Annotated in this window: 12 protein-coding genes and 1 pseudogene; 6 read left to right on the top strand and 7 right to left on the bottom strand. The window is 68.8% G+C overall.

The genetic code is table 11. The features are described 5' to 3' along the window. Positions 1–38 precede the first annotated feature (38 nt). The 3 genes from ACZ7EC_RS10250 (at position 39) to ACZ7EC_RS10240 (ending at position 3,205) form a co-directional block, all read left to right on the top strand. Positions 39–1,040, top strand: coding sequence for an SIS domain-containing protein (locus ACZ7EC_RS10250; protein WP_471060363.1), 1,002 nt, complete (start codon positions 39–41; stop codon positions 1,038–1,040). Between the two features lie 115 nt (positions 1,041–1,155). Then, positions 1,156–2,100, top strand: coding sequence for a PfkB family carbohydrate kinase (locus ACZ7EC_RS10245; RefSeq protein WP_471060361.1), 945 nt, complete (start codon positions 1,156–1,158; stop codon positions 2,098–2,100). A gap of 535 nt (positions 2,101–2,635) precedes the next feature. After that, entirely contained in the window at positions 2,636–3,205 is a 570-nt protein-coding gene (locus ACZ7EC_RS10240; RefSeq protein WP_471060359.1) for a DinB family protein, read from the top strand. Positions 3,206–3,487: 282 nt separating this feature from the next. Here ACZ7EC_RS10240 and ACZ7EC_RS10235 read toward each other — a convergent pair whose 3' ends face one another. The 5 genes and pseudogenes from ACZ7EC_RS10235 to ACZ7EC_RS10215 all read right to left on the bottom strand — a co-directional run bounded on the left by ACZ7EC_RS10235 (position 3,488) and on the right by ACZ7EC_RS10215 (position 9,595). Further along, on the bottom strand, positions 3,488–4,576 hold the full coding sequence (locus ACZ7EC_RS10235) for a DUF1996 domain-containing protein (RefSeq protein ID WP_471060356.1): 1,089 nt from the start codon (positions 4,574–4,576) through the stop codon (positions 3,488–3,490). A 162-nt stretch (positions 4,577–4,738) separates the two neighbouring features. After that, complete coding sequence (locus tag ACZ7EC_RS10230; protein ID WP_471060352.1) at positions 4,739–6,916, bottom strand: discoidin domain-containing protein; 2,178 nt, start codon at positions 6,914–6,916, stop codon at positions 4,739–4,741. A 908-nt stretch (positions 6,917–7,824) separates the two neighbouring features. Next, positions 7,825–8,080 (bottom strand): annotated as a pseudogene (locus ACZ7EC_RS10225) (IS701 family transposase); the annotation flags it as partial. A gap of 93 nt (positions 8,081–8,173) precedes the next feature. Further along, entirely contained in the window at positions 8,174–8,593 is a 420-nt protein-coding gene (locus ACZ7EC_RS10220) for a DUF5958 family protein (RefSeq protein WP_471060349.1), read from the bottom strand. Between the two features lie 114 nt (positions 8,594–8,707). Then, complete coding sequence (locus tag ACZ7EC_RS10215; protein ID WP_471060346.1) at positions 8,708–9,595, bottom strand: aldo/keto reductase; 888 nt, start codon at positions 9,593–9,595, stop codon at positions 8,708–8,710. A 100-nt stretch (positions 9,596–9,695) separates the two neighbouring features. Here ACZ7EC_RS10215 and ACZ7EC_RS10210 point away from each other — a divergent pair, with 100 nt between their 5' ends. The 3 genes from ACZ7EC_RS10210 to ACZ7EC_RS10200 all read left to right on the top strand — a co-directional run bounded on the left by ACZ7EC_RS10210 (position 9,696) and on the right by ACZ7EC_RS10200 (position 13,431). Then, entirely contained in the window at positions 9,696–10,607 is a 912-nt protein-coding gene (locus tag ACZ7EC_RS10210) for an MmyB family transcriptional regulator (RefSeq protein WP_471060342.1), read from the top strand. A gap of 20 nt (positions 10,608–10,627) precedes the next feature. Beyond that, positions 10,628–11,050, top strand: coding sequence for a putative quinol monooxygenase (locus tag ACZ7EC_RS10205; protein ID WP_471060340.1), 423 nt, complete (start codon positions 10,628–10,630; stop codon positions 11,048–11,050). A gap of 1,280 nt (positions 11,051–12,330) precedes the next feature. Beyond that, complete coding sequence (locus ACZ7EC_RS10200; protein ID WP_471060337.1) at positions 12,331–13,431, top strand: phosphatidylinositol-specific phospholipase C domain-containing protein; 1,101 nt, start codon at positions 12,331–12,333, stop codon at positions 13,429–13,431. 155 nt (positions 13,432–13,586) lie between these two features. Here the strand turns inward: ACZ7EC_RS10200 and ACZ7EC_RS10195 are convergent, their stop codons facing one another. Next, complete coding sequence (locus tag ACZ7EC_RS10195) at positions 13,587–13,781, bottom strand: hypothetical protein (protein WP_471060334.1); 195 nt, start codon at positions 13,779–13,781, stop codon at positions 13,587–13,589. Between the two features lie 115 nt (positions 13,782–13,896). Then, positions 13,897–14,961, bottom strand: coding sequence for a hypothetical protein (locus ACZ7EC_RS10190; RefSeq protein WP_471060331.1), 1,065 nt, complete (start codon positions 14,959–14,961; stop codon positions 13,897–13,899). Positions 14,962–15,021: the final 60 nt, after the last annotated feature.

Genomic DNA, 15,021 nt, shown 5'->3' with positions numbered 1-15,021 from the left:
CCGGCCGGTGCGGAACAACCCTTGAGGAAGTCATCACCGTGCTCAAGTTCAACGAAGCCGAGTTCGTCTCCCAGACGAAAAGCCTGCTGGCGCTGCGTCCCCAGATCGAGAAGCTCGTCGACCGCCTGGCCGCCGAGGGCTACGACAACGTCCTCCTCGTGGGCGCCGGCGGCACGTACGCGCAGATGTGGCCCTACGAGCACCTCGCCCGGCGCACCTCGGTCCTGCCGGTCCGGGCCGCCGTCGCCGCCGAACTCGTCGTCTCCGGCGACGCCCGCCTCGGCGAGCGCACCATCGCCGTCTTCACGTCCGTCTCCGGCACCACCGATGACACCCTCCGCGCCATCGACTACTGCAGGGCGCGCGGCGCCCACACGATCGGCTTCACCGGTTACCCCGACTCCCCCGTCGCCCAGAGCGTCGACACAGCGCTGATCTCCGAACCCAAGGCCTGGCCGTTCGACATCCAGTTGCTGCTGTTCCTGGGCCGGCTGCTCTCCCGCCGGGGCGAGTTCGAGGGCTACGAGCGCCTCGCCGACGAACTCGGCGTCCTGCCCCGTGTCCTGGTCGACGTCGCCCGGCAGGCCGAGCCGGTGGCGTCCGACTTCGCCGAGAGCCACAAGGACACCGACTACCACTTCCTCATCGGCGGCGGGAACCTGTGGGGATTCACCTACCTGTACTCCATGTGCATTCTCGAGGAGATGCAGTGGCTGCGCACGACTCGTGTGCACAGCGCGGAGTTCTTCCACGGCTCGCTGGAGCTGCTGGAGGAGCACACCAGCGTCATCGTCTTCCAGGGCGAGGACGAGACCCGGCCGCTGACCGACCGGGCCGAGGCGTTCGCCAGGCGCGTCTCCAAGGACGTCACCGTCTTCGACACCCGCGACTATCCCCTGGAGGGCATCAGCCCCGAGTTCCGCGGACTGCTCGCCCCGCTGGTGCTCGACACCGTGATGGACCGGGTCAGCAAGCACCTCGAACGGGTCCGCGACCACTCACTCGACCTGCGCCGCTACTACCGCGTCATGGACTACTGAACCCGCCGACCGGTTCCCCCTCGTCCATCCGCCCCGCGCGCCGGTGCCCCTGCACCGGCGCGCCCACGGCAGGCGCTGTGCCCCGCGCACCGCGCCCGCGCCTCGGGAGACCCTGATGAAAGTCCTCGGTTTCGGCGACAACACCATCGACCGCTTCGTGGACCGCGGCACCGACTACCCCGGCGGCAACTGCGTCAACGTCGCCGTCTACACCCACCGGCTCGGCCTGGACGCCGCCTATGCGGGGGTCTTCGGTGACGACGACCTCGGCACCAGGCTGCGCGCGGCCGTGGCGGCGCAGGGCGTCGCCGTGGACCACAGCGTCGTGCGCCACGGCGCGACCTCGGTCTCCACCCTGCACGTGCGGGACGGTGACCGGGTCTTCCTCGGCTACGAACCCGGCGGTGCAGCCGTCCACGCCCCTCTCCCCGTCACCCCCGGCCTGCTCGCGTACGCGGCCTCCTTCGACCTGGTGCACTCCAGCGTCTACTCCGGCACCGAGGCCGGACTCCCGCTGCTCGCGACGGCCGGTCCCCTGCTCAGCTTCGACTTCTCCGACGAGGAGGAGTTCCGTACACCCGCCTATCTCGACCGCGTCTGCCGGCACCTGGACCTCGCGCTGCTGTCGTGCTCACACCTGGACGAGGCCGCCACCCGTGCCCTGCTCGCCGAGGCCGTGGACCGGGGGGCCGGGATGGCGCTGGCCACCCGCGGGCTGCACGGGGCGATCGCGTACGACGGCCGGACCACGGCGGTCGCGCCGGCCCGCGCCGCGGATCCCGACCGCGTCTGCGACACGATGGGCTGCGGAGACGCCTTTCTCGCCGGGTTCGCCGTGTCACTGCTGCGCGACGGATGGTCCCGGCGGGTGCCACCGGCCCCGGCGGCCCTGCGGGAGGCCCTGCGGCAGGGCGCGGAGGCGGCGTACCACCAGTGCTTCGTGGAGGCCGCGTTCGGCTGCGGCTGGCCGACGCCGGCGACGAGGGCTGGACATGGAGCCGGGCCCGCCGCACAGACCACGCCCGGCTCCGCCGCCATCGCCCCCACTCGCCAGGTCTGAGCGCCTACCCGCCCGCGCGTTCCACGTGCCACCCGGGGGCGCCAGCTCGTCGAGGAGCGCATGGAAGGCCTGGCCTGCACGGACGCGGTGGCCGTCCGCCGGCGGCGCCGGCGACAAACGCTCGCCGCCTGCTCCACGCGGCAGGCGGTCCAGCGCACATAGCCGGGACCCTGACGGCCCCCGGCGATTTCGGCATCGCCCAGGGGCCGGCCAAAGTGACTCGCAGGTCTCGCCCAGTACCCGGCCCCTCATGGCAGCCCCCCGCATATCGGAGCCTCATGTTGACGACGCCATCGAGGAAGAAGCCACGCCGTCGCTCTCAGCATCGGCCCCTACTGAGTACGGCCCAGCTGGACCAGGCCGCCCGACCAGTCAGCCGCCCGCTGCCCGACCAGGGGGGCGACTACCAGCGCCGGCGGCCGCCGTTGCCGGTGCGGTAGCGGGAGAGGCCCTCCGGTCAATTAGGTCGGAACCTGACCTACACGCCCCTTAGCGTCCTCCTACCCGGCGGAACAAACCACGGAAGGCAGCGACCATGAGCGAGACCGTGACTGTCAACGAACCAGCCACCCACGACGCGGCCCTTGAGCCGACCACCACCGGCGAGCGCGCCGACTTGCTGGAGGCCCTGGCCAAGCATCGGCACTTCCTGCGTTTCACCACCCGTGACCTCACCGACGAGCAGGCCGGGCGTCGGACGACCGCCAGCCAGCTGTGCCTGGGCGGCCTGATCAAACATGTCACCGCGGTCGAGCGAGCCTGGGCGCAGTTCATCCTGGACGGCCCGTCGGCGATGCCCGACTTCACCACCATGACCGAGGCCGACTGGGCCCGACGCGCCGACGAGTTCCGCATGCTGCCCGGCGAGACGCTGGCCGGCGTGCTCGCCGACTACGCCGAGGTAGCCCGCCGAACCGACGAAGTGCTCGCCACACTTCCCGACCTGGACGCCACACAACCACTACCGAAGTCCCCGTGGTCCAAGCCGGGCGCGCGATGGTCGGCACGCCGAGTGCTGATGCACATCATCGCCGAAACCGCCCAGCACGCCGGCCACGCCGACATCATCCGCGAGTCCCTGGACGGCGCCAAGACCATGGGTTAGCTCCGCCTTTCGGCTTGGGATCGGCCTGTCTGGGGTGATGCCGGGCGGCGACGTGCGGCAGCCGGTAACGCAGCTTCTTCGGTTCAGCGGTGGTCAGTTCGCCGTCCAGCAGCAGCCGCGTCCAGGCGGGCAGTTCGTTCGCGGTCAGGGACGACTCCACCCACTCCGGGCCCGGCCGACGGCTACCCGTCGAACTTGTCGTCCTTGACTGGACCAGTTGAGGGCCCGGTCGGCGCTGTGCAGGGTGTGCGAGGCCGACCGGGCCGAGTGGGACGCGCCGTGTCAGGGCAGGCGGTAGTCCTCGTTCAGGGCTGCGCCTGCCTCTGGGTGCGTCTGGTCGTACCCGCGGGCGTCGCACTGGAGCCCGCCCACGATGCAGTGGTCGACCAGGGCCTTGAGCGTGGCATCGTCCCAGCCGTTGAAGAAGTCGTAGTGGAAGGAGAATCCGCGGCCACTGGCCAGGCGCACCCGGGACATGTCGCCGTTCACCGGAAACGCCATCTTGAACTCGATCATCGGCACCGCCACCGGATGGTCGGCGGGACAGACGTTGTCGTTGGTGCCCGGCTTGACCACCGGATAGGCCATGTGGCTGTGGTGGTCCGGTGTGTCGAGGTACTTGCCGTCCCAGCAACTGGGCGCCTGGAAGCGGATGTTGAGCTGTACGGAGGCATCTGTCGGGCAGCTGGCGGGGAAGTCGACGTTGAAGTAGCTGTCGCCGCACTCCCAGCCCTCCACGAAGCCGGGGTGGTGGCGGAACTGGTCGGCGCTCTGCATGGGGTCGCCCACGACGAACCGCAGCCCTTTGGGGAAGGGGCGGACGCTCGTGTAGTCGGTGACGCCGGCCTTGTAGTAGATCGTCTGCGGACCGACCGGGAGGATCTTCTCCTCGCCGTTGAACAGCGAGGGCATCCAATACGCCGAGGCGTCACCGGGCGCCTTGCAGGTGGTGGCGCCGCCGTCGAGGGAAGCGGTGGTGCTGTAGGCGTTGGTCGAGGTGTTGCCCATGAACGTGTGGTCGTGGGACTTGCCGGGCTGACCGGGGAAGACGATCGGGTCGTCCGGAGCGGTGTGCGTGACCGAGCAGTTGGCCTGGAACTCGTGGAAGTAGCGGTGTGGCGGGTCGGCTGAGGACGGCGTGACGCCGGTGACCTGTGGCACGGCCGGTATGTAGCCGTCGCCGTCCGGGTCGTCGGCGGATGCCTGGGTGGACACGGCCATCGTGTGTCCCGAGCGGACGGCGCTCGCTGCGGCCGGTGCGCTGCCGGTGGTGTCGGCGGCGGCGGAGGCGATGGTGCCGACACCGAGCACGCCGGCCAGGAGGGCGGTGCCGAGGAGGAGTGCGGGGAGCCTTTTCGGACTCGATCTCATGGGGTCTCCTGCCTGTGGGGGAAGAGGGCCCGCGCACGTGTCTGTGACGCGGGTGGTGCGGTGGCGGCTTGCCCTCCGCGGGTTCCTTCCTCGTGTGTTTCTCCGCGGCCCGGTAGATGGGCGCCGCTTCGGGCTCCGCCATCGTCGTGTGGGGCACAGCGGTCAGCTGTAGACCCCCAGCTCGTGGAGCGAGTAGCCCCAACTGGTGCCGCGTGCGGTCAGTTGCAGACGCACGTACCGCGCGGTGGCCGACACGTCGATGAGGTCCACGTCGCCGTCGCCTGCGGTCGTGGAGTACACCGAGCGCCAGGTGCTGCCGTCGTCCGAGACCTGCACCTCGTAGGACTTGGCGTAGGCGGGGTCCCAGACGAGCTGGAGCTTGTGCAGGGCCTTCGACGCGCCGAGGTCCACCTGGAACCACTGCGGGTCGCTCCAGTCGCTGGCCCACCGGGTGTCGGTGTCACCGTCGACGGCCAACTGCGGGGTGCAGGGGCAGTCGCCGTAGGTCTGCTGGGAGGAGGAGGCGGTCGCGGGCCGGTTCAGCGCGACGTTGGTCCCGCTCACCCGCAGGGCGACGACCTTGACGGACTTGGTCTCGATGCCGGCGTTGCCGTGCCCGTCCTCCGCCTGGAGGTAGACCTTCCACACACCGAGCTTCTGCGGTGCGGTGACGACGAAGGTGCCGTTCCCCATCGAGCGCCACTGCGCCTCGACGAGTCGCTTGTCGCCGCTGGCGTAGTTGCCGCTGAGGAACACCTTGTACGTGATCGGGTCGCCGTCGGGGTCACGGACGTCGGCGTGCACGGTGAACTCGCCGCCGGCCGGCGTGGAGGAGGCGGGGTCGGCGGTCATGTTGCTGATGACCGGGGGCGTGTCGTCACCCGCTGTCGAGCCCGTGTACGCCTTCTTGACTGCGTAGTACGACAGTCGCTTCAAGCCGTCGGGCACGAGGTTGAACCACACCCCGCCGAAGTCGTGTTCGGTGCCGTAGTGAAAGAGAGTGGCGCCCAGGGCCACGCCTTGGTGGCCGGTCACACAGTTCCACGCCTTGGTGTACGCGTCCGCCTTCTGGATGTCGGTCGGCTCGTCGGGAATGCCGTTGACGTCGTCGGGCACCTCCCACTCGCCGGCCGGACCGGTCTCGGTGATGATGTACGGCTTGGTGTAGCCGCCGTCGAGCCAGTCCTGGCGGACCTTGCACACGTTGCTGTACGAGTTCACCGCGTACAGGTCGAGGTCGGGGGCGTTGCGCTTGTAGTACGGCCACGCTCCGGTCCAGGCATCCGTGGAGGTGACCGGGTGGTCGGGATCGATGCTGTGGATCTTCTTGGCGACATCGTTGACGAAGCTGGTGTAGGCGTTGCGCTCCGCCTCCAACTGGCTGCCGTTGTAGCAGTTCTGCAGACCGAGCACCGACTCGTTGCCCACGTTCCACATCAGCGTCGCCGGATGGCTCTTGTAGGCGTCCACCCACTGGGCGAACTCGGCGAGCATGGCGTTCTTGTAGGTGGTGTCGGTGACGTAGTCGACACAGCCGCCGGCTCCCGGCCCGCCTCCTGGCTGGAGCCAGAATCCGTTGATCACGCGGATGCCGCTGGCCGCCGCAGCGTCCAGCAGAGCCCTGCTGGAACCGTCGGTCCCCCAGGTGCGGATCGTGTTGGCGCCCATGGCCTTGACACCCGGCAGGTAGGTGGGCGCGTCGGAAGCCGACGGGCCCCAGGTGACCCCCTTGACCGTGTACGGCTGGCCGCCCACGGTCAGGCGCCAGTTGCCCTGGGTTCCCTCGACTTTGACGGCGCCGGAGGCGGGTGGGGGCGTGGTGTCGGTCGGGGAACCGTAGACCTGGAACTCCCACAGCGAGTACCCGTACCCGCTGGAACGGGCCAGCCCCTGCATCCGGACATAGCGGCCGGTGCCGGCCACCGCAAGATCATCGGTGCCGCCGTCGCCACCGGTCACCGTCTTCAGGACGTGCCAGTCGATGCCGTTGTCGGACGCCTGGACCTCGTAGTCCTTGCCGTAGGCCGTCTCCCATGTCAGTACGACATGACTGAGGTCGGCCTCCTGACCCAGGTCGACCTGGAGCCACTGCTGGTCGCTCCACTGACTGGCCCACCGGGTGCCGGTGAGGTCGCCGTCCACCGCGGCGGCCGCCGAGTAGCCCTCCCCCTCCTGGGAGGAGGCAGTGGCAGTCTTGCCCTGGGACAGCAGGGTGTCCGCAGCGTGAGCGCTAGGTGCGAACGCGACGGTGATCGAGCATGCAAGGAGGGCGAAGAGGGCGACGATAGACGCAGCGGCCCGGTGTGCGGCAGGGACGGTCACGGAGAGCGGTCTGGACACGGGTGTGCTCCTGACAGTCGGTTCGGTGGGGGGTGTGGCCCCACCGGCCGGAGCGCTGGGCAGGCTCGGACCGGCCGGGGAGGGAGCCGTCACCGGGGCCGCGCGGGAGCGGTACGGTCGCCGGCGCGGAGTCAGGGGTGGGAGACGGCTGTCGACGTAGCGGTTACGGTGCTGCTGTCGGCTCGTTGACCGACGGTGTCGTTGACATCCTCTGGCGTTGCTGTCGTAGGCAGTGAGCAGCCGCCGTGCGTCGCGCGGCTCACACCATAGGTGCGGACGTGCGGGCGGCGCCGGTGAGGCTCAGCGCCGTAGTTCCGTCGGCAGCGCTCGTCGTGGAACGGGTCCCGGTCCGGTCCGGGACGTTGTTCGACGGTGCGATGCAACAGGCCTCGGCGGCCCGCCGGTTCACCGCCGCCCTTCTCGTGGGCTTCGGGTACCGGCCGGAGCACGGCGCGGGCGGCGAGGCGTCGTCGCCGGATGGTCGAGCTCGGGGGATACCAGTAACGGGCATGAAGTCGCTTCCTTTACAGGGGAGTTGCCGCCAGGCGACGCGAGAGAGCCCTCTCCCGCACCATGCCCGTCCCGCATGTCCCGGTCAAGCACTTCGACACCCTTTTCTTTCATCTTGATTTAAGGCGCGCCCTACTCGTGGTGGCGACACGACGCAAGGCCGGAACCCTCTTGGGCGCCCGGCTGATCACCGGGATGCTCGCACGGACGGACTCCTCGCCGCCCTGGTCAAGTACCGCGAAAGCGGGTCAGCTGCGGACGGGTGCCCATGGCGGCATGCGGCTACCGGCCGTGCAGGGTCCGTGGTTCTTGCCCGCGCCGCCGCGTCACATGGGGCGGCGCCCGGCGGCCGCACCGACCGGGTCGTTCAGCAGGGCGATGGGGGCGGTGATGCGTTTCTCGTCGGCGATCAGCACACCGTTGTCGGCGCCGAGGTACTCCTGGACGTAGGTGCGCACGTCGTCACGGAGGGCGTCGGCGCCCCACCGGGCGGTTCGCGGCAGCCGCCGCATCGGCCCCGGCGCGGTCATGGCCGACCTGCTCGGCCAGCCGCCAGCAGTTCTTCCGCTCGACGCCGGACAGCAGCCCGAGCACGAACGCACGGGCAGTGGTGCGCAACTCAACGCACCTGAACCGGCCCGTGATTTGGGCCATGGCCTGGTCGAACATCGCCCGCCAATGGGCGGTGTCCATGCTGTGGCCCGCGGCCATCGCGCGATCTTCAGGAGTCCACACAACCCCCGATGATCACGCGGTGGCCGTTTCGGTGCCCGCTCCGGTCCTCAAGTGGTGCCAGGCATGTCCGCACCCGTCAGCACACAAGCGGAGCCGTCGTCGATCATCAGCGACGCCAAGGAGTGCGACCAGCAGCCGAAATGCCTTGCCCCGCTCGCCCTGCGGAAGGTTGATGATCTTTGCCAGTTGCTCGGTGAGGCGTCCGCGCGTGACCAGCACGGCCGGGGTGTGGGTGGGCCGGATGCCAGCTCTGCGGATGCTCTCCGGCCCGTCCTCGCTGGCTGCACGGGCCTGGATGCAGAACCCTGCCAGGTCGCGCAGGACTTCGAACTGCTCGGTGCCGGCGAGGCTTTCGAACCAGCCGACGCCTTGGGCGCCGTCCAGCCTGGGACCCCCCCCAACCGACCAGGCCGCACTCCAAGCCTTCGACATCACCTTTGACGGCCGGCTCAGCGCCGGACGACGCTGAAGAAAGCCGACCGAGTTCCACCGTTTGCTCCACAGACCCGCCGTAGCTGGGCAACTGTACGGACCTTATGACGAGCCTCAGGCTTCCGGAATCGGGCGGTCGTAGAAGTCGCCGCGAGGCTCATCCGGGTCGACACCGGTTCGCTTGCCCGTGTCGAGCGCGTCGATCCGGGTCATCTCGTCGTCGTCCAGGGTGAAGTCGAAGACGTCGAGGTTCTGGGCGATCCGGCCGGGGTTGGTCGACTTGGGAATCACGGAACGTCCCTGCTGGATGCCCCAGCGGAGCATGACCTGGGCGGGCGACTTGGCGTGGGTCTCGGCGATGGCTGCAATGGTCGGATCCTGCATCACGTTCTTGCGGTCCTCCCGCCACGGACCGGGGTAGAAAGTGATGCCGCCGATCGGCGACCATGCCTGGGTGAGGATGCCGAGCTCGGCGTCGGCGCGTTGAACGTCGGGCTGCTGGAAGTAGGGGTGCAGCTCGATCTGGTTGACCGCCGGGACCACGTCAACCTCCGCAAGGAGTCGCCTGAGGTGGTCGGGCTTGAAGTTGCTCACGCCGATCGCGCGCACTGCTCCGTCGGCCAACAGCTTCTCCAGCGCTCGATAGGCCGCGAGAGTGCGGTCGAACTGGCTGGGTCGGGGCTGGTGCAGGATGAACAGATCCAGGTGGTCGATACCGAGCTTGCGGGTCGACTTCTCGAACGCGTGCAGGGTCTCATCGAACCCGTAGTCGCTCGGGAACACCTTGGTTTCGACAAATACCTCATCCCGGCCGAGGCCGGCTCGACGCAAGCCTTCTCCGACCTCCTTCTCGTTGAAGTACGCGGCGGCCGTATCGACGTGGCGGTAGCCCAGTTCGAGCGCGGTCGCGACCGCATCGGCGGTCTCCTCCGGTGAGCTCTGATAAACGCCCAGGCCCAGAGCCGGGAGGATGACGCCGTTATTGAGAGTGATCGTTTCCATGTGTCCATTGGACCCGTGTGTGGATTGGTGCGGGAGTGGCTGTTGATCGGGGTACTGGCGCTACCCCCCAGAAAGAGGAGGCGCCGCGTACGATGTTGATATGGACCTGCGGACCGAGATCTCCGAGTTCCTGCGCACACGCAGGGCCCGGATCACGCCCGAGCGAGCCGGGCTCGGTACAGGCGGCGGCCGACGCGTGCCCGGGCTCCGGCGCGAAGAGGTCGCGGTTCTCGCGTCCATCTCCGTGGATTGGTACGTCCGCATCGAGCGCGGCAACCTCGCAGGCGTCTCCGACGAGGTTCTCAATGCCCTCGCGGCCGCGCTGCAACTTGACGACGCCGAAGCCGCTCACCTGCACGACCTGGCGCGGGCGGCGCGCAGCTCGACGTACGGATCTGACACCCGCGCAACGCGACCCACTCTGCGCCCCGGACTGCGAACCATCATCGACTCGATTCAGGGACTTCCGGCGTGGGTGCGCAACCACCGTTTCGAGATCATTGCGACTAACTCGCTCGCACAAGCCCTCTACTCCGACCTCCTGCAGAGCCGGATCGCAGACGGGAACAATGCACGGTTCACGTTCCTGGACCCGCTCGCCCGCGACTTCTACGTCGACTGGGAGCAGACCGCCAACGACGTCGTCGCCGTCCTGCGCGGCTACGTCGGTGCGAATCCGGCAGATCGATGCCTTTCCCATCTCGTGGGCGAACTCGCCACACGCAGCGACGACTTCGCTCGCCGGTGGGCAGCCTACGACGTGAAGTACCACCGCACCGGCCGCAAGGTCCTCCATCACCGGGTCGTCGGGGATCTCGACCTCGGGTTCGAGGCGCTTGCGCTGCCCGACTCCCCGACGCTGAGCCTGTTCGTCTACTACCCGGCCGACGAGCCGGCTCGAGAGCGCTTGCAACTGCTGGAGAGCTGGGCTGCCCCGGAAGCCCGCGACGGCATCTGGCCTCATCCCATGCAGCCGCCAGGACGGTTCTCGCCGAACCAGTTCCAGGATTGACAGGCCAGGAGGGACCTCCCATGACACGACTCGATTCCAGCGATCCCGGACACGACGCCGACACGGCCACGATGACGAACGAACCACACCGTGGCGTGGTGATGACAGGTGATGACGGGGAAAACGGCACCAAGGCGTTCTACATCCTCATCGAGGCGCGACCGGGCAAATCCGACGAGGTACGCGCCATGCTCGCGGACATCCTGGGATGCGTCGAAGGTGAACCGGCCACCGGACCGTGGTACGCGGTGCAGCATTCGCCGACGACCTTCGCCATTTTCGAAGTATTTCCCGACCTGGCGGGGCGGCAGGCCCACATCGAAGGCGGCGGCGGGGATATCTTCCGCGACGTCGAGCGCATGAACGACATCCTCGCCGCGCCCGCTCACGTGCAGAAGGTCGATGTGCTGCTGAGCAAGCAGGTATTCACCGCCGACCGCTAACGAGCTCGTGCACGGTAGGCGGTGAGGCGTCGAGCTGGGCCCGTTGTGGCATGAACGGCATCAGGCCAGGCTGGCGTCCAGGCAGCGGAAGCGGGCCGTAGGCGCCGGCGCGAAGCACCGGCTCCTCTGCGTCGACCGGCTCCTGGCCACCCTCGTGCACCTCCGTCATGGGGCCACACCACGACGTGCTCGCCCGCTGGTTCGGCGTGGACCGCTCCACCATGACCCGCGCCGTCGGCGAGGTGCGGCCCCTGCTCGCCGAGCGAGGCTGCACCGTCAGTCCCGGCGTGCGGTTGCGGGAGCTGGCCGAGGTCGTCGACCACCTCGGCTCCGCGGGCAGGACCGGGATCGTCGACGGCACCGAGATCCGGGTCCGACGGGCCGGCCGCCGGGCGCAAGGACCGGGACAAGTTCATCTCCGGCAAGAGCGAGCAGAACGCCGTCAAGACCATGGTGCTCACGGATGGGGACGGCCGGGAGCTGTTCCGCAGCCCGACCAAGCCCCGAAGCTGCGCGGACATCACCCACGCTCGCCAGTCAGGGCTGGTCAAGCTTCTGGTCGGCGGGCCCCCGTGGAAATTCTCGCCGATTCCGGCTACCGGGACTTGGGCGCGCAGACCGGCGGCCGGGTGGTGACACCGCCGCACCGCACGCTCAAGAGGAACGCTCCGGACTGGTACGAGGAGATGTACGAGCGGCAGCGCAAGGCACGTTCCTCACGACGCATCACGGCGCGGAGTTCCGGTTCACCAAGCCCGAGACCTGGCCCGTGCCCGCGATCAGCACAGTCACCGATACCAGCAAGGTCCATGCCGCGTAGACGGCCAGGACAGATCCGTGCTGGCGCCCGAAGAAGCTTCTGGTGTCGTACTCGCCGAAGAAGCTGGGCTTCTTCTAGACACATGCGAAAGGGCGTCTGACCGGGGTTTTCACTCGTCAGGCGCCCTTCGTGCAACGCGCTCTCGACCGGGCCCGGCTTTCGCGCTGACTCCGGATTCCTCGCACGACGAGATCCCGGCGTGACGGAGATCGTAAGACCGCTTGTTCATGTAGTTGCCAGCCTGGTTCCGGAGATGTCGTCCGTCAGGTGCCACTCCGAACCGTTCGAGGACCCCGCCCCCGCTGGCGAGCAACGGTGTCGACAGCCGTAGCCTCTGGGCCAGTTCGACTCGAAGTGGAGCTGACAGGGGGATTCCAGGTCCTGTTATGTGTCATGCCCCCGTCGATTCACACATGGCCGTCACCGTCCTTGACGGAGAGCCACAATCACAGGAGGACACGTGCCCGGACCGTTCACCCGTCGAGCTCTGCTCCGACCACGCGCCGCCGTGCGCGCCGCGCTGCTCGGGGCACTCACCGCGTGCCTGGCGTTCACGATGGGCGGACCGTGGGGCGTCACCGCCTCCGCCGCAAGCACGGACGCGCTGCCACTGTCCGGCGCCACGACGTCGGGCCTGCACAACAGCTACGACCCTGCCTCCTTCACGTATCTGGCCCAGGCTCTCGACACAGGCACCTCGATGATCGAACTCGACGTCTGGGACGACTTCTTCACCCAGGAGTGGAAGGTGAGCCACTCCAACCCGACGGGCAACTCGAACAACTGCGTCGACGCGTCCTCGGCCTCCCAGCTCTACACCGGCGGGGCGAACAAGGACCTGGAGAGCTGCCTGGACGACGTCCGGCTGTGGCTCGGGGCGCACCCCGGTCACGGCCCACTGTATATCAAGCTGGAGATGAAGGCGGGCTTCCAGGCCACGTTCGGCATGAGTCCGGCCAAACTCGACCAGTCCATCAGCGCGCACCTCGGCGGACTGGTGTTCAAGCCGTCCGACCTGCTCGCCAAGCCAGGCGGCGGGCAGTACGCCACGCTCGACGCGGCCGCTTCCGCCGGTAACTGGCCCACTCGGCAGCAACTGGCCGGCAAGGTCATCCTCGAGGTCATTCCCGGCACGGTCGAGGAGAGCAACCCGACCGACTCTCTGTGGACCGACCAGGAGTACGCGGGCTACCTGCGCGACCTGAACGCCCAGGGCAGGGCGTCACAGGCGAACGTCTTCCCTTCGGTGCACAACGCCCAGGCGGGAGACCCCCGTTCGCGCTACTCCGACACGTCGCTGCGCCCTTGGTTCGTGGCCTTCGACGGTGACGCGGCCACCTACCTCAACGGCAGCATCGACACCGGATGGTACGACACCCACCACTACCTGCTGTTCATGACCGACGCGCAGAACGTGCCGCCGGCGCTGGACGACGTCAACCCGTCGACGGCCGACGCGCAGGCCCGGATCACCCAACTGGCCAAGGCACACGCCACGGTGGCGTCCAATGACTGGAGGGCCCTGCCGGACGCCCAGTCGATGGTCGTCCCGCGCGGCTGACGGGCGCCAGAGGTCCACCAACTCGCCGGGTGCCCGCGGTCAGACGAGAACGCCGACCGCGGGCACCCGGAATGCGGCGAGGGACGTTACGCGCCGCCTCGGACCCGGCATCCCGCGCAGGGCACGAAGGGCGGGACTGACCGCCTGGTGGCGACCTATTGGTAGCAGGGCGGCCCGCACAGCACGGTGGCGGTGCCGCCGGCCGCTGTGGAGGGGGTGCGGTAGGTGGCGGTCGTGGGGGCCTTGCTGGTCTCCCAGGGCATGGGGACAGCCATGACCTGGGAGAAGAGGACGGTGAGGACCGCGGCGCTCATGAACATCGCGGCTGTCACGCGCTTGCGCAGACGCATCTGGACTCCTCGAACGATACGGACCGACAGGGTGGCCGGGCTACGGCGACCGGGAAAGGGGAGCGGCCAGAGTCGGGCAGTTCTGGCGGCCCGTGCAGGGAGTGGCCCTGACGGCTCAGGACTGCTTCAGTGCCGCTGCCGTCCTCTGCAGTTCCTCCAGCACGGCCAGGATCCGGAAGAACTTCCGGAAGGATTCGATGATGCGCCTGGTGGGCCGGCGGAGCGTGCGGCTGGCGGAACCCAGCATGCCGACCAGGGCGATGCCCTCCTGGTAGGAGACCGCCGAGGACTCCGCCTCCCAGTGGGCTGACGCAATCTGGTCCAGCAGTTCCTCCGCCCCGTCCGGCCAGTCGGTGCGCGGCATGCCGGCGGTCCATTCCAAGAACACCCTGAGCGCCCCGAGGCCGGCCTCCAGATGCTCCGCGAGGCGCTCGGTCGCGGCCCCGAGTTCGTCCGCCGGCCCGTCGATGGCCTTGGCCAGGCGGTTCAGCACGGCCATATGCGTACTCGGAGGCGCCCCCGGACGATTGGTACGGTCCGAGTCCGCCAGGATCAGCGCGGTCACCTCCTGCAGGTCCTCGATGGCGGCTTCCACATCGGCCATATCAGCCGCGAGGGCCTCCACGTGCGCCTCGGCGTCGACGATCAGATCGAAGAATCCGGGGCCTTCCTCCATGTCGTCCGTGGTGCTCTGCACGGGAGGCTGGAGGAGTGACGGCACAGGCGAGGACGGCGGCACGCTCTCCCCCGGTACCCCGTTCTCCGTCGCCAGCAGCTCCGTCAAACGCTGCCGCGCGGCGACGGGATCGCCGTGGTGCGGGGGAAAGGGGACGCACGTCACCGGTCCGGCGGCCCGGAGTCCGTCGGCTCCTTCGGTGACGTGGACGGTGGGCCGGCCGAGCGCGTGCCGCATGCCGAGCCCGAAGGACAGGTCGCCGTCGGATTCGCCGAGCTCCGCGACGACGAAGTCCACCTCGGTGAGCATCCGCAGCAACTGGTCCCTGGGCAGACCGGCGTCTGTGAGGCGGTCTGCTCGCAGGAAGTCGAGACCGAGCTGTTCACACGCGGGGCGGACGATGTCCTCGTAGATGACGGTGGACCGGTCCCGTTGGTCCGGGAGGGATGTGCCGGGAGGGTCGGTGCTGGTCACGGTGGTGCAGACGGCGAGGCAGGTGGGCATCGCAGGCTCCTTCGCGGAGGGCGGAACGGGGGTGGCCCTGCCGGCGAACGGCGCGTCGGC

The sequence above is a fragment of the Streptomyces sp. NPDC037203 genome (assembly GCF_055605065.1).
Note: the sequence above shows the minus strand (reverse complement) of the source record. Positions and strands in the feature narration are given on the sequence as shown.